This window comes from Rahnella laticis (assembly GCF_015644585.1).
In the GTDB taxonomy this organism is placed as follows: domain Bacteria; phylum Pseudomonadota; class Gammaproteobacteria; order Enterobacterales; family Enterobacteriaceae; genus Rahnella; species Rahnella laticis.
In genome coordinates this window covers 336,222-355,213 of the sequence record NZ_JADOBI010000002.1, presented here as the reverse complement: position 1 = coordinate 355,213, position 18,992 = coordinate 336,222, and the positions used below count along the sequence as shown (strand labels likewise).

Annotated in this window: 18 protein-coding genes; 5 read left to right on the top strand and 13 right to left on the bottom strand. The window is 54.3% G+C overall.

All coding sequences use genetic code 11. The annotated features are described in order from the left end of the window. Position 1: 1 nt before the first annotated feature. The 6 genes from fecD to fecI all read right to left on the bottom strand — a co-directional run bounded on the left by fecD (position 2) and on the right by fecI (position 6,938). Positions 2–964 carry a Fe(3+) dicitrate ABC transporter permease subunit FecD gene (gene fecD / locus IV433_RS04945; protein ID WP_195813270.1) on the bottom strand — a complete coding sequence of 321 codons (963 nt, stop codon included), beginning with the start codon at positions 962–964 and terminating at the stop codon, positions 2–4. Continuing rightward, positions 961–1,965 (bottom strand): iron-dicitrate ABC transporter permease FecC, encoded by a 1,005-nt coding sequence (fecC, locus tag IV433_RS04940; protein ID WP_195813269.1) that lies wholly within the window; start codon positions 1,963–1,965, stop codon positions 961–963. Before fecC ends, fecD begins: the two co-directional genes overlap by 4 nt. Beyond that, the gene (locus IV433_RS04935) at positions 1,962–2,867 is read right to left on the bottom strand and encodes a Fe(3+) dicitrate ABC transporter substrate-binding protein FecB (protein ID WP_195813268.1); all 906 of its coding nucleotides are present in this window, start codon (positions 2,865–2,867) and stop codon (positions 1,962–1,964) included. Before IV433_RS04935 ends, fecC begins: the two co-directional genes overlap by 4 nt. A gap of 68 nt (positions 2,868–2,935) precedes the next feature. After that, positions 2,936–5,296: a TonB-dependent Fe(3+) dicitrate receptor FecA gene (gene fecA, locus IV433_RS04930; RefSeq protein WP_195813267.1), complete on the bottom strand. Its 2,361-nt coding sequence runs from the start codon at positions 5,294–5,296 to the stop codon at positions 2,936–2,938. Between the two features lie 146 nt (positions 5,297–5,442). Beyond that, positions 5,443–6,414, bottom strand: a complete 972-nt coding sequence (fecR, locus tag IV433_RS04925; RefSeq protein ID WP_195813266.1) for a ferric citrate uptake sigma factor regulator FecR — start codon at positions 6,412–6,414, stop codon at positions 5,443–5,445. A gap of 5 nt (positions 6,415–6,419) precedes the next feature. Continuing rightward, positions 6,420–6,938: a ferric citrate uptake sigma factor FecI gene (fecI, locus tag IV433_RS04920; protein ID WP_195813265.1), complete on the bottom strand. Its 519-nt coding sequence runs from the start codon at positions 6,936–6,938 to the stop codon at positions 6,420–6,422. Positions 6,939–7,111: 173 nt separating this feature from the next. Here fecI and IV433_RS04915 point away from each other — a divergent pair, with 173 nt between their 5' ends. After that, complete coding sequence (locus IV433_RS04915; RefSeq protein WP_195813264.1) at positions 7,112–7,816, top strand: SDR family oxidoreductase; 705 nt, start codon at positions 7,112–7,114, stop codon at positions 7,814–7,816. A gap of 132 nt (positions 7,817–7,948) precedes the next feature. On the opposite strand, the gene IV433_RS04910 is transcribed toward IV433_RS04915, so the two are convergent. Both IV433_RS04910 and IV433_RS04905 read right to left on the bottom strand, forming a co-directional pair. Continuing rightward, the gene (locus IV433_RS04910; protein ID WP_195813263.1) at positions 7,949–8,521 is read right to left on the bottom strand and encodes a helix-turn-helix domain-containing protein; all 573 of its coding nucleotides are present in this window, start codon (positions 8,519–8,521) and stop codon (positions 7,949–7,951) included. Positions 8,522–8,691: 170 nt separating this feature from the next. After that, entirely contained in the window at positions 8,692–11,349 is a 2,658-nt protein-coding gene (locus IV433_RS04905) for an autotransporter outer membrane beta-barrel domain-containing protein (protein ID WP_195813262.1), read from the bottom strand. Between the two features lie 632 nt (positions 11,350–11,981). On the opposite strand from IV433_RS04905, the gene hutW reads away from it, so the two are divergent. From hutW to IV433_RS04890, 3 genes are read left to right on the top strand one after another with little or no spacing between them, the layout of a single operon-like run. After that, positions 11,982–13,307: a heme anaerobic degradation radical SAM methyltransferase ChuW/HutW gene (gene hutW, locus IV433_RS04900; protein ID WP_195813261.1), complete on the top strand. Its 1,326-nt coding sequence runs from the start codon at positions 11,982–11,984 to the stop codon at positions 13,305–13,307. After that, positions 13,285–13,806 carry a heme utilization cystosolic carrier protein HutX gene (hutX, locus tag IV433_RS04895; protein WP_370530240.1) on the top strand — a complete coding sequence of 174 codons (522 nt, stop codon included), beginning with the start codon at positions 13,285–13,287 and terminating at the stop codon, positions 13,804–13,806. Before hutW ends, hutX begins: the two co-directional genes overlap by 23 nt. Next, positions 13,803–14,426, top strand: a complete 624-nt coding sequence (locus IV433_RS04890) for an NAD(P)-binding oxidoreductase (protein WP_195813259.1) — start codon at positions 13,803–13,805, stop codon at positions 14,424–14,426. The genes hutX and IV433_RS04890 overlap by 4 nt, the downstream gene beginning before the upstream one ends. A 32-nt stretch (positions 14,427–14,458) precedes the next feature. Here the strand turns inward: IV433_RS04890 and IV433_RS04885 are convergent, their stop codons facing one another. Beyond that, on the bottom strand, positions 14,459–15,670 hold the full coding sequence (locus IV433_RS04885; protein WP_195813258.1) for a HEAT repeat domain-containing protein: 1,212 nt from the start codon (positions 15,668–15,670) through the stop codon (positions 14,459–14,461). Between the two features lie 279 nt (positions 15,671–15,949). Here IV433_RS04885 and IV433_RS04880 point away from each other — a divergent pair, with 279 nt between their 5' ends. Then, entirely contained in the window at positions 15,950–16,171 is a 222-nt protein-coding gene (locus IV433_RS04880; protein WP_195813257.1) for a YdgH/BhsA/McbA-like domain containing protein, read from the top strand. 78 nt (positions 16,172–16,249) lie between these two features. Here IV433_RS04880 and IV433_RS04875 read toward each other — a convergent pair whose 3' ends face one another. The 4 genes from IV433_RS04875 to IV433_RS04860 all read right to left on the bottom strand — a co-directional run bounded on the left by IV433_RS04875 (position 16,250) and on the right by IV433_RS04860 (position 18,962). Next, positions 16,250–16,570, bottom strand: coding sequence for a DMT family transporter (locus IV433_RS04875; RefSeq protein WP_195813256.1), 321 nt, complete (start codon positions 16,568–16,570; stop codon positions 16,250–16,252). 117 nt (positions 16,571–16,687) lie between these two features. Next, positions 16,688–17,545 carry a LysR family transcriptional regulator gene (locus IV433_RS04870; RefSeq protein ID WP_229893215.1) on the bottom strand — a complete coding sequence of 286 codons (858 nt, stop codon included), beginning with the start codon at positions 17,543–17,545 and terminating at the stop codon, positions 16,688–16,690. An 80-nt stretch (positions 17,546–17,625) separates the two neighbouring features. Continuing rightward, positions 17,626–18,339, bottom strand: coding sequence for a DUF554 domain-containing protein (locus IV433_RS04865; RefSeq protein WP_195813254.1), 714 nt, complete (start codon positions 18,337–18,339; stop codon positions 17,626–17,628). A 56-nt stretch (positions 18,340–18,395) separates the two neighbouring features. Next, complete coding sequence (locus IV433_RS04860) at positions 18,396–18,962, bottom strand: UbiX family flavin prenyltransferase (protein ID WP_152326589.1); 567 nt, start codon at positions 18,960–18,962, stop codon at positions 18,396–18,398. Between the last annotated feature and the right edge of the window lie 30 nt (positions 18,963–18,992).

The following is an 18,992-nucleotide window of genomic DNA, read 5'->3' as shown; positions in this document are numbered from 1 at the left end:
GTCAGCGGGTTCTCATCAGAAGCCAGAAGAAATACGGTGCGCCAATCACCGCCGTTAAAACGCCCGCAGGCAGCTCCAGCGGCGGATGCAGGGTGCGCGCCAGCACGTCGGCCAGCAGTAAAATCAGCGCCCCGACCAGCACTGACGCGGGGATCAAAACGCGGTGCCTTCCGCCGACCAGTTTGCGGGTCAGATGCGGTGCGACCAGCCCGATAAACCCGACCGGGCCGCAGGCGGCAACGCTGATGGCAGCCAGCGCGACGGCCAGCAATAACACCAGACGCTGTACGCGGGAAACGCGGATCCCCAGCGTCGAGGCACTTTCATCGCCAAGCGCCAGAACGTCCAGATCGCGGCAGAACCACAGGCTGAGCGGCAGCAATATCAGCAACCACGGCGCGACGATTTCGACGAAATTCCAGCCGCGCCCCCACAGACTTCCGGTCAGCCACAGCAATGCGCTGTTGATTTCCATCGGGCGCGAGAGCATCAGGTAATCCGTCAGGCTGGCGTAAAAAGCGGTCAGCGCGACGCCGGTCAGCGCCAGTTTCAAAGGCGCGGAACGGCCGGACATCAGGCGCAGCAACACAAATGCGGCGATCCCACCCAGAAAGGCCAGCGGCGGCAGCCACAGCACGGAAAGCGCGGGAAACAGCATCAGTGCGCCGACCGACATCAGCCCGGCAGCGTGGTTTACGCCCAGTATGTCCGGCGACGCCAGCGGATTGCGGATAATGCCCTGCACCAGTACGCCGGAAAGCGCCAGCGCCGCACCGACCAGCACCGCCAGCAGCGCGCGCGGCAGGCGATATTCGATCAGCGGAAAATGGTTTTCATCGGAAGTTACGAACGCCAGACGCATTTGTTCAAACGTCAGCGTGTGCGTGCCGTAACGCAGCGAAATCACGAAGGTCAGCAGCAACAGGCTGGTCAGAACGGTGAATACCGTGAACTGTCGGGTCATGTGCGCGTCCTCACCAGCCAGACAAAGAACGGCGCGCCAATCAGCGCCAGCACCACGCCTGCCGGTAATTCACCTGGCCACGCCAGAAAACGCGCCAGCAAATCCGCCAGCAGCATCAGCGTTGCGCCAAAAATCATGCTCACCGGCAACATGCGGCGTAAATCATAACCTATCCAGTAACGGGAAATGTGCGGGACCAGCAGCCCGATAAATGCCAGAGGCCCGGCGACGCTGACGCAGGCACCCACCAGCAATAACACCATAAGATTGATAATCAGCCGCAGGCGCGGCAGGTTTACGCCGAGCGTCTGCGCGCTTTCATCACTCACCTGTAACAGGTTCAGGCGGCTGGCAAGCAGCAAAACCCAGGGCGCGATAATGAGAGTGAAAGGGAACAGGTGCCAGAATTCCGGCCAGCGGGCGTGCGCGACGCCTCCGGCCAGCCAGTTGAGAATGCCGTATGCGTGATCTTCTGAGAGGATCAGCGTCGCTTTTGCCAGCGCAGCGCACAGCGCCGACACGGCCACTCCGGCGAGGATCAACCGGCTGCGGTCACCCGCCTGTTGCCATCCGCCGCCAGTCAGCATCACCATGCTCCAGCTGATGCCGCCGCCAGCGGCTGCCACCAGCGCAATGCTGAACCCGGAAAACAGCTGCGGGCTGAGTGCGCTGACCACCACCATCGCCAGCGATGCACCGGCGTTAATGCCAAACAGCGAGGGAGACGCCAGCGGATTGCGGGTCAGGGTTTGCAGCAGGCTGCCCGCCAGTGCCAGGCTGGCACCGAGCAACATCGCCACCAGGCTGCGCGGTAACCGCAGGTTGAGCACCAGCGCCTGCGCCAGTGATGCGGGCGGGCCTGGAAGCAGCGCACGCAGAGATTCCAGCGCGCCAATCGGCACCGCAGAACGGCAAAAAAGCGTCAGCCAGAAGGTGACGCTCAATATGAGCAGAGGCAGCGTCCAGCGCCACCCCGTCGCGATCGCTTTCACCGCTATCATGGTGCGGTGGCAGGCGCCTGATGATGCAGAATCTGCACCACGTCATGCCCGATATGCTCAGCGGCAAACACCCCGCGCATTCTCGCCCAGACGTTAGCATCGACTGCCGCGATCTGATTTTTCTGCGCGGCTTTCATCATTTGCCAGAGCGGATCCTTCTGCCACGCACGCACGATACTTTCCTGACGGTAGTGCGCGACAATCAGCCAGTCCGGGTTGATCGCCAGCAACTGCTCGAAACTGATGTTGGCCAGCGCCTGCTGATTCACCGGTTTCGGTACAATCAGCCCGAGCGAGGTCAGCACGCTGCCGGTGTAGGAATCGCGCGTATGCAGGTTAAATTGCTGTTCGCGCGAGGTGCCGAACACCACCTGCGTGCCTTTCGGCAACTGGCGGGCAAACGCCTGCATCCGCTGATGATGTTCCGCCAGACGCTGCTGCATCAGCGCGTTTTTCCCCAACACTTTGCCGATGATCGCCGCCGATTCCAGATTCTCACTGTAGGTTTCGTTGCGGGATTTCAGCATCAGCGTCGGCGCTATCCCTTTCAGCGCGGCGTAAATGCCGCCATGACGGCTGCTGTCGGCAATAATCAGATCCGGTTTCAGCGCGGCAATCGCCTCGAGGCTCGGCTGCGATCGCGTGCCGACGGATTTCCACGCGCTGATACGCTGGCGCACTTCCGGCAAAATACGTTCCGCGTCGTTATCATCGGCCACACCCACCGGGCTGACATCCACCACGGCCAGCGCATCCACAAAAGACAGTTCCAGAACGACGACGCGTTCAGGCGCCGTATCGAGCGTAAAAGTACCCTGCTGGTCAGTCACCGTCACGGCCTGCGCGGTGCCCAGCGAAAAACATAAACCGATAAAAAGCGCAAAGCGGGAGAAGAAAGACATAAAACCTCTGTGCGGGTGAAAAGGGAAAAACCGGGCGTCGTCACGCTAAGCCCGGCGATTTTAAACCATCAGAATTTCAGGGAACCCTGCATATACAACGTGCGTGGCTGTCCGGCATAAATCCCTTTGTTGTTATCGTCATACGCACGTGTGAAGTATTCGTGGTCGAAGATATTCTTCACGCCGAAGGCCAGATTCAGGTTCGCCATGTCCGGGCCAAACTGGTAACCGGCACGGGCGCCCCACAGCATGAAGCCGGGAATGCGGCCGGTGCTGCCGTCAGCACTTTCTTCGACGGTATTGGCGTTATCCGCAAACTGGCCGGACTGGTATTCACTGTTGACGTTGAAGAACCAGTTGCCCGGCGTGTAATCCAGCCCCAGCGTGCCTTTGTTTTTCGGGGAAAACGGCACCTGATTGCCCTGCGTATCGCCGGATTCACGAATGACGGCGTTCACATACGCATAACTGGCGTAAGCGGAGAAGTTTTCAAGTTTTGGCGACAAATCAGCGAGGTCGTAACGAATCTGGCTTTCCAGACCGGTATGACGGGTTTTTCCGCGCGCGGTGACGCTGTCCGTGGTCTGGTTGGAGTCATACTGGTTGTTGAAGTTGATCAGGAACAGCCCGACTTCCGCTTTCACAACGCTGTTATCAAAGCGCGTTCCCAGCTCCCAGGTGCGGGCTTTTTCCGGTTCGATGCTGCCGCTGTCCACCGCTTTACCAATCTGGCTGTACTGCACCGTGCCGAAAGAACCTTCGGTATTGGCGTAAATATTCCACGCCTCGTTCATGTGATAAACGACGTTCAGCGCAGGCAGCGGCGCGTTGTAGCTGATTTCCTGCTTGGTGCCTTTGATGTAGTTGTTCTGATACGAGTGAATGTGCTCGTAGCGCATGCCCGGCGTGATGGTCCAGTCACCGACGTCAATGCGGTCATCAACATAAAACGCATTCGCCTGCGTGCCGGATTGCGTATCGCGATCATACGGGCTGTCGCCGGTCGGCAGAACGCCGGATTTGGCCGGGCTGTAATAGCGCAATTCGTGGGTGGATTCGCTGACATAACGGTAACCGACGCCCACTTCATGCGCGGTCTGGCCGAGGTTGAAGCTCTGGCTGTAGCGCGGTTCAACCCCGCGCACCCAATACTGGCGCGGGGAAAGCGTCAGGTTTTTACCCTGATCGAGATAACCGCTGCGCAGCGTGTAGGTGTAGAACGTCTGCACGTTGAATTTATGCTGCTGGTCGGGCTGATACTGATAGCCAAAACTCGCCAGCTGGCGGCGGCCCCAGAATTCGTCATAAGGGCGCGTGGACTGAAAACGGTCGGCGTTATACGCGGCGCGGGATAAGCCGCCCGGCATTTCCGCGCGGCCTTCGTAATATTGCAGCAGGCTGTTGAACGTGTGGACCTCGTTCGGCGCATAACGGGTTTTGAGCATCACATCGTCAATTTTGGTGGCACTGTGTTCGCGCCAGTCGCTGCCGCGCGTGCCGGAGTAAAGCAGTGCGCCGCCGAGACCGTTATCCGCCGTGCCGCCTACCATCAGATTGCCGGTGCCTTTCGGATCATTCTGGCTGGACGTCGGGCTGAGCAGCCCTTCCATGCCGGCTTCGATACCGAAATCTTTCGGGATGGCGCGGGTGACAAAGTTGACCACGCCGCCGACGCTTTGCGGTCCGTAACGCACCGCACCGCCGCCACGCACCACGTCCACCGCATCCATGTTGCCCAGTGAAACCGGCGCGAGGGAAAGTTGCGGCTGGCCGTAAGGCGCAAACGGTACCGGAATGCCATCCATCAGCACGGTTGAACGGCTGGCGAGACGCGGGTTCAGGCCACGGATGCCGAAGTTCATCGCCATATCATGGCTGCCGGTACCGTTGTTTTCCGGCGCATTGACACCCGGAATGCGGTTCATCACTTCACGAACGGTTGTCGCGCCGGTCTTCACAAAATCTTCACGGCGGATCACATCACGCGCCCCGCCGTGCTCAAAAACGTCGTTTTCACGCGCGTCCGCCAGCCAGTCTCCGACCACCGTCAGGGATTCCGGTGCCTGCACCGGCGCAGGCATAACCGCCAGCGTGAACGCATTATTGCCCAGCGGTCTGGCTTCCAGCCCGCTGTTTGCCAGCAACGTCGCCAGACCATCGGTGACAGTGTAACTCCCCTGCAAGCCGCTGCTGTGTTTTCCACGCGTCAGCGAGGCATCCACAGAAAGCGTAATCCCGGCTTTGGCCGCGAACTGATTCAGCGCGGTATCCAGATCCCCGGCCGCAATCTGATAAGACGCAGACTGCACCGCGGCGGCTACCGGCAGTGAAGTCAGCAGTGCGGCAGGAATAATGGCGCAGTGAATGGCAATCGCCAGTGGTGTTGTTTTGCGAAAAGAACGAATAACGCGTGAGCGTGAAATGGACATACCGTCTCCGATTTTATGTTTTTTGCTGTGTGATTTTTCAGGCAGTTTTTTAGGTGCTACTCAGGAGTCGGATGAGAATGGAAAAGGGACAATCGCGAATGCGATTATTTATCATTTTTATTTGCGGGAAGCATTTTACCGGGACATTACGCAGGCACCACTTTCACCCAGTAACGCGTAGCCGTCTGAATTTTCACGGGAAGTGTTCGTGAAAGAATCTCCAGCACGCTGTCGGTATCTTTTAGCGGGAACGTGCCGCTGATGCGTAAATCAGTCACTGACGGGTCGCAGCTCAGATGACCGTGGCGGTAACGGGCCAGCTCGGCAATCACATCCGCCAGACGCCAGTCGCTGACGCTCAGCACGCCGTGGGTCCAGCTCCCTGCACCGCCGGTTATTGCGGTGATATCGCCGAAAGCACTGCCGGTAAAGCGCACCTCGTGGCCTTCGCTGATTTGCAAAACGCGCGCAGGCCGGTCGTGCAGCGTGATTTCCACGGCGTGTTTCAGCACCGTCAGCGTTGTGGCGTCATCCTGCTGGCGCACGATAAATTCCGTGCCCAGAGCGCGTAACATGCCCTGTGGCGTTTCGACCAGAAATGGCCGCGGAAGCGGCTGATTATCACGCGCGGTGGTAATGCTGATTTCGCCATGATGCAGGCGGATAAGACGCTGTGTGTCAGTAAAACGGATATCGGCGGCGCTGGCGGTGTTGAGCGAAAGCTGTGAGTTATCCGGGAGACGCAGGGTTTTGATTTCGCCGGTAGACGTGCGCGCATCGGCCAGCAAACCCTGCCCGGCGGGCGACTGCCAGGCTTTCCAGGTACCGCCCAGACCGAGCAACACCAGCAGGCTTTTCAGCACACGACGGCGGGTGACGTCCGACTGCTGGCGCGCATGGTTAAGCGTCTGATAACTGAATTTACCCGGCATATTGTGCAGCTGCCCCTGCAACGATTCCACGCGCTGCCACGCCCAGCGATGATCTTCATCCTGCGCCAGCCAGTGCTGCCACTTCTGGTTTTGCTGCGGCGTGACGTCGCCCGCGCACAAGGTGGCGAACCACTGCGCGGCCATTTTCAGCGACAGGCGCTGGTTGTCGGTCAGGGACGTATTCATCGGAATCAGCCGTGTTCCAGGCTAAACAGCAGACAGTGTTCGGTGGCTTTCGCCATGTATTTTTTGACCGAGCTGACCGACACGTTCAGACGTCCGGCGATCACCGGATACGTCAGCCCTTCAAGCTGTGAGAGTAAAAATGCCTGACGCACTTTCTCGCCCAACCCGTCGAGCATCGTATCGATTTGTTGCAAGGTTTCGAGCAGACATTGCCGCTGTTCGGGAGAGGGCATCTGTTCTTCCGGCAGCAGCGCCAGCATGTCGAGATACGCACGTTCCAGCGCGTTGCGGCGGAAAAAATCCACCATCACGCGGCGGGCAACGGTACATAAAAAGGATTTGGGTTCGCGAATTTCCTGTGCGGTATTGCCGGTGAGAACGCGCATAAAGGTGTCCTGCGCCAGATCGTCTGCGTCACTGGCGGACCCCAGTTTGAACTGGAGCCAGTTTTTCAGCCAGCGGTGATGCGAGCTGTAAAGTGCTTCAAAAGCACGAACCGGGGAAACGGCAACGTTTGCGGACATAGGAAGTTACATAACCAGACCAGAAATTCACAATTGGATGATAATTGATAATAGTTATCATTACAATCGAGAATCATTCGCTTTCCCATCTGCCATAAAAGCTAAGCCAATTAAGTGCGTCGATCGCATCTCTGCCAAGTGTTAGCCTGAATAAAAACCACAAGGAAAACATCATGAGTTCACTCCCTGTCGCTGTTGTTACCGGCGGAACCAGCGGTATCGGGCTGGCCATTGTTCATAATCTGGCACGCGATCATCAGGTTTATGCGCTCGGGCGTAATAAAGACACCCTGATTGCGCTGCGGCTGGTCGAAAACGTGGAAGCGGTTGAAATCGATCTGCTGGATTTCAGTGCCGTTGAGCAGTTTGTTCGTGAGTTACCGGTGATTGATGTGCTGGTGCATTCGGCGGCGATTTCCAAACCGCTGCGCCTTGAACAGGCGACGCCGGAGGAGTGGCAAAAGCAGTTTTCTATCAACGTTTTCGCACCGGCGGAGTTCACCCGCCTGGCATTACCGGCGCTGAGAAAACAGGAAGGTCAGGTGGTATTTATCGGCTCGGGATCGGGGACAAAAGCAGAAGGCGGGAATACGGTCTATTGCGCCTCCAAGTTCGCGCTGAGCGCCCTCGCCCATGCCTTACGGCAGGAAGAAACGGAGCACGGCGTACGTGTTTCCACCGTCGCGCCGGGGCCAACGGATACGCCGATGAACCGTAAAACCCGTGAAAGTCAGGGCAACTTTGACGCCATTGATCCACGCGAATACAGCACGCCGGAATCGGTGGCTGCGGCGGTGCGTCTGGTGGTCAATGCCAGCGACGATACGCAGATTACGGATATCGCGGTGAGGCCGCGCCGGGATAAAGCGAAGCGATAGACCCGTAAAAAAATGCCCCGGAATGCGCAAAAACTCCGGGGCAAAAAGGCTTTTTTATTATCGGGTTTGGGTACCCGTTCTGCGATTAATTTTAATTCACCGGTGTTGACGCAAATAACATTTAGTCAGAAATTAGTAATTCGCCGGGAGACGGTTTATCTGTATTAATTTCCCCTTATCCATCTCGATATAATTACCCTTGCGTAATTCACAGAGTATTTCTGCAATCACGGTTCGCGATATTTTGGAGCGCTGCTGGATAAACTCCAGAACGCCTAATTTTTGCCGAACTTCAGGCCGGATCCGTTGCATCCGGATTAACATCGAACGGACAATGCAATAGTTGTTAGAACCTAACAGGTCACATTCACGTTGTTTCAGATAGAAGGCCAGATAACTCAGCCAGATGCTCAGTTCATACCAGAGACTGCCCTGATTCAGCAGCGCTTTTGCCCGACTGGCGGGAAGCCAGAAACCCTGACAGGCGTTGACGGCAACGGCGCAGGAACCTTCGTATTCTTTGAAAACGATGCCCGATGCGCCCAGTAACATAGCGGAATCGACGACATCCAGAAGCCATTCTTTCTTTTCGTTATAAATAAACACACAACCCGACTCAAGGAAATAGACAATATTCTCCTTTTCTTCCTGCTCAATCTGAATCTTTTCTCCTTTATTAAAAGTAAAAGAGACACCTTCTGCCATTAAACAATCATGAAGCTGCTGAAGTATTTCCAGTGGTTTTTCTGACATAGTATAAAACCGACAAAATTGAGTAAGGTTATTGGCGAACAGGCATACTCACAGCCTTGTGAAGTATGCCCGGAGTCGTATTTCAGGCAATCAGGTTAAACGTTTCTGACATTTACCCGATATTACCAGCGGTATTTCACACCGACGTTTGCAGACCAGTCCTGGTCAACATCCCCGCCTTTCAGCAGAGCAGTATCGGCATAGGTTGCGAAGTTTTTGCTGAAGTTGAACTGACCGCCCACCCCTGCGCGAACCGCAGAACCGTTCATGCTGTTGTCGATACGGTCACCGTTAATGCGCGCATCGTTATCGCCCGCATCATCGTAAACGTATGCCAGTTTCACGAACGGCGTCAGGGACTGTTCGCTGCCGTAATTGAAGGTGTAACCCGCATCAACACCGGCTTCGTAGCGCAGGCTGTTGTAAGACTGGCTACCCACGTTCAACCCGTTGCTCACTTTATAGCTGTCGTTGTTCTGGAACAGACCGCTGATGGCGGCATACGGCGTGACATAACCGCTTTCGTTGAACGCCCAGTCGTAACCCAGTTTCAGACCAAAGCCCCAGCCGTCGGTAGAGTTATCCGCCGTAACATGCTGCCCGTCGCTCATGCCGCTGGTCAGGTCGTTGCTAAAGCGGCTGTAGCTCAGTGAACTGTCTAAGAAGACATGGTTGTCGAATTGGGCAGAGGCGTACACACGTGCGGATTGAGTATCCTGATCCAGGCTGCCGCTCTTATGAGAAACATCACCCTTCGCGAAGCCTGCGGCCATACCCAGCATCCACTTAGCATCGCCCTCAATCATTTTATCCACACCGATCATGATGCCGTTGACGTCCTGATCGTAGGAAACGGTGCGGCCATCGGCGCTGAAATTACCGCCCGTGTAGGACGCCCACACGCCGCCTGCATCACCGGAATGACGGCCTGCGCTCAGCAGCGTATCCTGCTCAAGATTCCAGATGTTGGTGTTCGCGGACGGAATGCTCAGGGCGATATTGGCGGCATCGGTCAGGCCACGTTGTTTGAGAACAACGGTGTCACCAACCTGTTTCGCTTCATAACGGTAGGCACCCAGATCGGCCTTATTGTTGGCAGTGAACGTTGCCGCAGTGGCCGGGTTGTTGTCGTACACACGAATCACTTCTTTGTTTTTATAATCAGCAACGCTGCCTTTACCGGTGGCGTCGTTGATATTAACGCGGAAGTTACCGTTCACATCGCCATTCACAGACAGATGACCATCAGAATTCAGGGCAACAATACCCTGCTCCTGACGAACCTGGCTTGCGGTCGAATTCAGATCTGAATTCAGGATATAAGCACGGCTTCCCACGTTGAATGTGCCGCCGTTAGCCAGCGTCATATTGCGGCTTTCCACCTGACCCAGACCTAAATTCAGCTGAGACTGACGGTCAACGGTGATCTGGTTTGCGTAAAGTTCTGCGCCTTCATTTAACAGCGAAACCTGGCTCTGGTTATCGAGGGACAGCGTATCGGTTGCGACAAAACCGTCATTGGTGATGTTCAGTCCGGACAGATTGTTGAGCGAAACAGAATCCGCCAGCAGGGAAGAAGCGTTGGTAATATTCACCAGCGAACCGTTATTCACGGTCAGCGTGTCGATATTGGAATTACCGCGCGTATCCCACTGGGAGCCGGTATTGAGTGCGACATTAAACAGGCCGCTCTGGAAAACCTGATTGCCGGCCACGTGACCGCTGGTGTCGTAAACAGATTCAGGAAGAATACTGTTCGGTGCCACATCATATAAAGTGGCCGTCGATTCAACCGAGGACATGGCCGCGCCGACCCATTTGCTGCCGTTTTGCAGCGTCAGGTTTAATTCATCCTGATTCAGGGAATCCTGCGCGTAGCCGCCATTGGTATCCAGCGTGCCATCCGCATTTGAGTCATGTCCTGCCGGATAGAAATTCGCATTGAAGGTACTGGCAAATGCGACATCGCCGGTCAGGGTGGAATGGTCTAATACCACATTGGTTTTCATCGAATGAACGGCATCAGCAGAATCGCTGACATCCAGCGCCACATCATCCCAACCCGCTGAACCATTATGGTAATCAGAAGGTTTGCCGGACTGACCGTAGAAACCTGAGTTATCCAGCTCAGACCAGGCACCTGACGTCAGCGCGGAATCACTGATTGTCACGTTATTATTAAACGATGTGCCGTTATTTGCTGAATCCGCTGCCCAGTCATAACCCTGCGTTAATGTAATACCCGCCACACGGGAGTTATTACGCAAAACGATATTACTTTGCTGATCCAGCGTGATGGCCGTGCCCAGATCGTAGGTATCAATGCTGCCTGCCTCGTTGGCATTGTTGACATAATTGTAATGCTCGTAGGTGTCATCAATCGTCGAATTATCAACGGTTAATGACAGTACACCCGCGTTTGTCAGGGTATCTGCGGCGCAGTTTGTGGTCATGCACTGAGAAGTGATCATGCCGCGAACGGTGCTGTTGGTGATGTTCAGTACATTTTCGCTGGCATTGGCGTTCAGATAATAAGTCGAGAGCACACCACGAACGATAGCATTGTTAATCCCCGGCGAGATATTCCCCTGCGTCGTGAGGTCTTGCCCGTTATTGAACCCAACGTAGCCCTGATAATACGGCGTGTTATCGGTCGTATTAAAATAGAATGTTTCATAGCTTGTGTTAGAAATATCCGAAGCGGATGCCTGAGCCATTAATGCCAATGAGCATGCGGCGGCTAACTTTGAAACAGACAAACCCTTTTTATGATGATTCATTTGTAATCCTTTAATTTGAATAATTGAGTAGAAACCTTAGCGACATGAAAAACCCGCTAACGGCTTATTCCCCACCACGACTTCAAAATCAATTATTCACAATAAAATACAAAGGTTCAATCTTGACTGGCAAAGTATACGGATACGGACTTTATTTATTTTAAATAATAAAACTCATTAAAATCAACACGATAAATTCAAATAAAAGGAATAAGCCATCTATTTTTAGGGTTATTTTATTCGCCATAAAAAATAATCCCATAACATTAATCACACATCATACATTTCATCACGCGAAATAAAAACCACTGGCAATTTAATTTAAGATTATTTTTTAATACGTTTTGAAAACTCTGATCATCCGGATGATAGATACAGTGTGAAAATAGCTATTTCCATAACTGGTCATTATTAAATTATCTGAAAAATACACGGCTCAGGCTCGCCTGGTCACGTTGGCGTCACCCGCAGGACAGGGACAATCTCAGGCGGCCACCTGATTTTCTTAGCAAAATCCTCACAATTCTTAATTTGATACAGATCATCAAAGGCGCGGGTTGGGTTTGATCGAATGATAATCATTATCGTTTAATGGGCGATAATGACTGTTTCTTCAGGAGAAGAAGACCCTTATGAGCTTAGACCTCACGCGCTTTTATGCCGCCGATCAGGGCCTGCCGTTCCCGGATCGCTGGGCGGTTATGCCCTGGCGGCCGCAGCAACCCGTTCCTCCGCAGGAGGTTCCCGCACAATGGCAGGCGCTTTGTCAGAAAACGCTGCCTGCGAATAAACGTCTGGTCTATTTGCATATCCCTTTTTGCGCGACGCACTGCAAATTTTGCGGGTTCTACCAGAACAAGCTGGAAGCGGAGGCCACCGAACAATACTGCGATTACCTGATCCGCGAAATCGAGCAGGAAGCCAGCTCACCGCTGCATCAGTCTGCGCCAATCCACGCCGTCTATTTTGGTGGCGGTACACCGACCGCGCTCAGCGCCCGGCAGTTACACCGGATTATTGTGACCCTGCGCCGCAGTTTGCCGCTGGCACCGGATTGCGAAATCACGGTGGAAGGCCGCATCCTGAATTTTGATGACGAACGCATTGATACCTGTCTGGACGCGGGCGCTAACCGTTTTTCTGTCGGCATTCAGACGTTCGACACGCGTATCCGTCAGCGTATGGGTCGCCGCGCCAGCCGCGACGAAGCCATTAATTTTCTGCGCAAGCTGGGCGAACGTGACCGCGCGGCGGTGGTTTGTGACCTGATGTTTGGCCTGCCGGAACAGACCCGCGCGTCGTGGCTGGAAGATTTACAGATTGTCCGCGATCTGCCGCTGGACGGTGTCGATCTCTACGCGCTGAATCTGTTGCCAACCACGCCCTTGGGCAAAGCCGTTGAGAACAACCGGGTGACCCTGCCGGATGTCAGCATGCGTCGCGATTTCTATCTGGAAGGCGAAGCGTTTCTGGCGCGTGACGGCTGGCACCAGATCAGCAACAGTCACTGGGCGCGCACCACACGCGAGCGCAACCTCTATAACCTGCTGATCAAAAAAGGCGCGGACTGTCTGGCCTTCGGCAGCGGCGCGGGCGGCAACCTTGACGGCCAGTCATACATGACGATGCGCAGCCTGGACGCTTATTATCAGCTGCTCGACGCCGGACAAAAACCGATCATGATGATGACCGCCGCGACCACCGGTGAACATCGCTGGCGGCTGGATTTACAGGGCGGCATCGAAGCCGGACGTTATGATCTGAGCCGCATCGTCGAAGATCCGTTCCCGATAGAACCGTTGCTGCAACAGTGGCAACAGTGCGGCCTGATGCACAGCGACGGCCCGCGTTTTAACCTCACTCCCGCCGGACGTTTCTGGGCCAGCAATATGCTGCAGGCCCTGCAAATTCTGGTTCCTCAACTGACCTTACGGAATGACAGCCATGCACACGGATAACCTGCAAAAACTGACCGACTTTCTCTCCACTCAGCCTGACGGCACTGTTGAAGATATTGCCTGCGAATATGGCGTGACGCCGCTGACGGTGATCCGGCATTTACCCGAAAGCCACCTGTTTTCCGGCAGCCAGTTCGACGCGGTGTGGGACAACATCACGGAATGGGGCGACGTCACGACGCTGGTGAATAATGAAGATCTGATCCTCGAATTCCATGGCGCATTGCCCACCGGCACGCATCGCCACGGATATTTCAACCTGCGCGGTAAACAGGGAATGAGCGGGCATATCCGCGCAACAAATTGCCAGCAAATCGCGCTGGTAGAACGGCTATTTATGGGAATGAGCACAGCAAGTGTCTGGTTTTTAAACGCTTCCGGTTATGCGATGCTCAAGGTTTTCGTCGGGCGTGACAGCCATCGCCAGCTTCTGAGTGATCAGCTGAATGCATTTCGCGCCCTTCCTGCCCTTCTGGCCGAGAGAGAGAAACACCCTTGAATACTTTGCTGATTTTTGGCGCTGGCAGCGGCGTCGGGGCTGAACTAGTCGCCCTTTCCGCACAGGAGCGCCCGGTTGTGGCGCTTATCCGTAACCCTGAACAGGCAGAAACGTTGCGCGCGGCGGGCGTCACCGTAATTACCGGCGACGCGCTGAACCCGGAAGATGTCTTGCATGCCTGCCAGATGGCCGGGGCGGAGGCGCAGATCGTGTCCACGCTGGGCGGAAAACTCTCCGATTACACCGCTAACCGGCTGATTGTGGATACCGCTGAAAAAACCGGGATCCGCCAGATGTTGCTGGTGACGTCGATTGGCTGCGGCAACAGCTGGCCGACCTTATCCGACCGCGCAAAACAGGCGTTCGGGCAGGCGGTCCGTGAGAAATCACTGGCGGAAAGCTGGCTGCAAACCAGCACGCTGGCGTGGTGCATTCTGCGTCCGGGTGGCCTGATGAACGGCGAAGCCACCGGCAAAGCGCACCTTATCGAAACCGAAGCGCATGGCCGCGTCCGCCGCGCCGACGTTGCCCTGCACATCCGCCAGCTACTGGCCACCGGCGCAGGCTGGGGCGAGGTGTACGCGCTGTGTGATGCCTCGCTGGAAGGCGAAAGGTTTTAAAAAAAATGCCCCGGAAACGGGGCATCTGTTATTTATTGCGCCAGCATCTGACGCAGTAATGCCGCATCCGCGTTATCCGCATTCATCAGCAAAAATTGCAATCTGTCCGACCGGTTAAGCCGGGCAGCCAACGAAAAATACAGACGCTGATGTTTTACTGAGGGCGCAACCAGCTGATTTTGCTGAATATCGCTCAACCGGATATACAGTTTCAGTTTTACAAAGTTGCGGAAGGCAAATATCGCCACCGGATATGCCGGATGCGCCATCGCCTCAAGCAACACTTCGCGGGCATTTTCCTGCAAACGGTGGACCGTGATTTGCAACGCCGTTTTACAGAGCGCCTTATTGCTGCTTTTAAGGCAATCCGCCGCCAGCGCCAGGACATTTTCGTATTTCTGCTCGTCCAGCCCTGAGAGAGCGATGCGCCGCCGGGGTAATTTCTGGTTTTCATCGCTGAAGATTGAAAGATAGTGCGCAAGTACCGGTTGCCCGCGCGCAATCAGTAATTTCGCAGCACGTTTGCGTACCACTTCATTTCTGTCGCACAGCAACTCAAGCAACAACGAAACCGGCACGTCTCTCGCCTTATCAGTAACGTGAGTCAGCGCCGCCTGTTTGACCGGCGCGTAGCGATCCTTTAACAACGTAAGCAGCCTTTCCTGTGTGACCAGTTCAGGCTGTGCCAGTAATGCACGCGCCGCGGCCAGCCTGACGGCGGCATTTTTATGTCTGCGCGTACTTTCAAAAATAACATCCACCGCCAGCAGATGATGTTCCAGTAAAAGCGCCAGCGCGTGCCGTGCCACGTCTTTTTGCGGTGAGGCTAATCCGGTCATCAACGCCGCACAATGTTCCGGGCGGGCGAGAAAACTGACAATCTCATCAACCAGCAGAGCATGGTTATCGCGCCGGGTGTTGAGCAAGGCGTAGAAATCCGGCAAACATTCCACAAGCCAACCGGCACTTTCGGGAGTCATAAATTGCCGGATGCTTTGGCGGGCGGCATCGCGCACCTGACTGACCCAGTCATTCACCCGCTTAATGATTGAAGGCAGCGCTTCGCCCTCTTTCATCAGCCCCAGAGACAAGACCGCACGCTGGCGGATATGGCCGTTGTAATGACGCGTCAGGCACTCCAGCCTTTTTCGCGGATCCGTTTCGTTTGAATAGCTGTAATCCCAGTTCTCAGGATCAGCCATCATCATTTCGAGCTGCCTGAGCAGATAATATTCCGTCGCCATCAATTACCTCCCCTGGGGAACTGCGTTTCCCGGCTCATTTACATACGTCCGTGGTTTTTACAAAAGTATGCCAGAACACGGCATGTGATAACGGCTAATGGCGGACGGACTGAAAGAGAATCCTCCGAAAAGAGAAAATTGCATACGAGGTGAATTATTCAAATATTTTGACCATTATCAGCAAATCACTCCGCTATTCTTCCGGAGCCCGCGGCGCTATTCTTCTTCTCATCGAAGGCAGCCGCCTTCACCCAACAAACACTGAGAAGGAATGACATCATGAAAACCATCAAAACTTTCGTTATCGCAGCAGCACTCGCCACCGTTTCTTTTGGCAGTTTCGCCGCACAAATAGGTACTGTTACCGCCTCCGACAACACACTGGATGGTCTGGAATCCACCTTCGCCGCTAAAGCCGCTGCCGCCGGTGCAACCTCTTATAAAATTATCGAAGCCGGTGGTCAGAACCGCATTCACGGCACTGCTGTATTGTACAAATGATTTGCTGAAGTCTGCGTTTTAAGAACAAAAGCCGCTCCTGTTACAGAGCGGCTTTGTTGTATCTGGAGTTTTACCCCGTCACTCTTTCGTAGCCACCTTCAGCAGAATGACCCCTGCGAAAATCAGCAAAACAGCTATCACACGTAGCGGATTAAGGCTTTCGCCGAACATCGTGACACCCAGAATGAATGCGCCGATAGCGCCGATGCCGACCCAGACGGTGTACGACGTGCCGAGCGGCAGGGTTTTCATGGCGATCGCCAGTAATACGACGCTGAGCAGCATGAAAAATGCCGTGATCAGGCTGGGAACGAGGCGGGTGAATCCGTGGGATTCTTTCATTGCGGTCGACCAGACAACTTCGAAAATTCCGGCTAAAAACAGATAAAGCCAGGCCATAAAACATCCTCAGGAATAACAGTCAGGGTCGTCCCCGAAAAATTAAGCTGAGTCTCTGGTCGTCCAGTCAGCATGAGAAGGCTGATTATAGTTCACCTCGCCTGCTCATGACAAAGATCACTCTCCCGGCAAAAACGAGTCTTTTTCAGTATGCAGCGTGATGATCGCCGGGCGGAAAAGCTTCTCTTTTTGTTCGATTTTAAACGCGCGGAAATGTTTGCTCTCGCCGACTTCCGATTCCGGCATCAGCGCGGCACCCGCAAGGCCGTCGCGGAACATTTCGATCACCAGCCGCGGCTCGGACACTTTCATAATCACGTTCACATCTTTCACTTCTTCATACAAACGGTTGAGCAGCACTTCATAGGTGCCCTCGCCGCCCATGCGGTGCAGCATAATCAGCGGGAAGCCGGACAAATCAGCGAAAGTCAGCATGCGGTCGGGCAGGTTTTCGGCCAGTTCGGTTGAGACAACCGCGACCAGTTTGATCGGCTCAAATTCACGGACATAGAAAGAACGGATATCGGCGGGCGTCTGAATCATCGCCATATCCAGCGCCTTGTTCATCACCAACTCTTCCAGATAGGTGGATTCAGACACCAGAAGGTTCGGATCCCAGTCCGGGTTTTTGCGGTAAAGCTCGAGAAATACCGTATTGAAATAGCGCAGATAAAGATAGGAAACGCCGATACGCACGGTGCGTTTTTTTTGCGACGCAATATCCACCGCCTGCCGCGTGACGCTGTTGACCTGGCTGAGGATTTCACTGGATTTTCGGTAAAGAAAACGTCCGGCTTCGGTGAGAACCATCTGTTTGGTGGTGCGGATAAACAGGGGCGAACCGATTTCTTCTTCGAGTTCGTGCAGACGTTTTCCGAGCGGAGGCTGTGCGATATTCAGCACTTTCGCAGCTTTGCTGATTGAACCCTGTTCAGCGATGGTGCAGAAGTAACGCATTCTTTTCAGATCCATCATTCCCTTCTTTTCATGGCGGCGGTGGCACGCTCAGTATACAAAAAGCCACTTCGCAATGAAGTGGCTTTGGCTGATATTCATCAGTGAATAAAGAGGCTCCAGTAATGCGAGATGGGCATCACCAGAATTAACGCCGGTAATAAATTTCCTACTGCGATGGATTTGATTCCGCTGATGCGGAAACCGGCGGCGAGCATAATAAAGCCCCCTGCTGCCGTGAAATCCCCCATCATTTGCGCATTGGTCAGCGGAAGAATAAACACCGCCGCCGACGCGATAAGAAATTGCACAATCCACTGCGGAATGAAAATCAGCGCCACCGCATAGCCCAGCACCGTGGCGAAAATAGCCGCCGTGAACAGATCCATAATCGCTTTAACGAACAGGATATTCGGATCATGCGTCATGCCTTCGGTCATTGCGCCGATAATACCGGTGCCGCTGGCGCAGAACAGCACAATTATCGCGACAAATTTTTCGGTAAAGACGCTCTGTTCCATGCCGGTATCAGGGGCAAAACGCGAGGCGATCCCGCGCGCCATATTACCCAGACGCGCAATGTAACGTTCCAGATAAAACAGTTCCCCGATGGCCGCGCCGAGGATCACCGACAGGATCACCACCGGCATGCTGTGCATTTTCACCAGCAGCACGACGCCGAGCGCCATCGAGCATAAACCAAAGGTCTGGGGCAGCGAGGTTCTTAACCGCTCTGGCATTTTTACGCCAAGAAAGCCCCCTAACAGGCCGCCGAGGATAATGGCGCCGCTGTTAACAATAGGTCCAATTAACATTTCTACTCCACAAATTTAGAGGCTGTTTTTTATCGTTTTCACAAAGAATTTATCACTCAGTTTTCGCCCCAGCGTTTGATATTCGCGACGTCCAGATCAAATAAATCCAGGGCGCGAGCCACGCTGTGGTGAATAATGTCATCCACGCTTTCAGGTTTGTGATAAAGAGCCGGAACCGGCGGAAAGATAATTCCGCCCATTTCTGTCACCGATTGCATATTCTTCAGATGCGAAAGATTCAGCGGTGTTTCCCTGACCATCAGCACCAGCCTGCGGCGCTCTTTTAACACGACATCCGCCGCGCGGGTGAGTAAATTACTGGTTAAACCGTGAGCGATAGATCCCAGAGTATTCATTGAGCACGGCGCAATAATCATTCCGATGGTTTTATATGAACCACTGGAAACAGAAGCCCCCAGATTATTAATGGAGTGAACTTCGTCGGCCAGACAGGTGACATCTTCTCTTTCAATATCTGTTTCCATGCTCCGCGTCATTTCGGCACCTTTACTGATAATAAGATGCACATCGATATCCATATCACGCAATATTTCCAGCGCTTTCATGCCATATTGAAATCCTGAAGCACCGCTGATCCCCACAATTATGCGCCGTTTACTCATATCAAATCCTTAATTAATGCTTAACGTTCG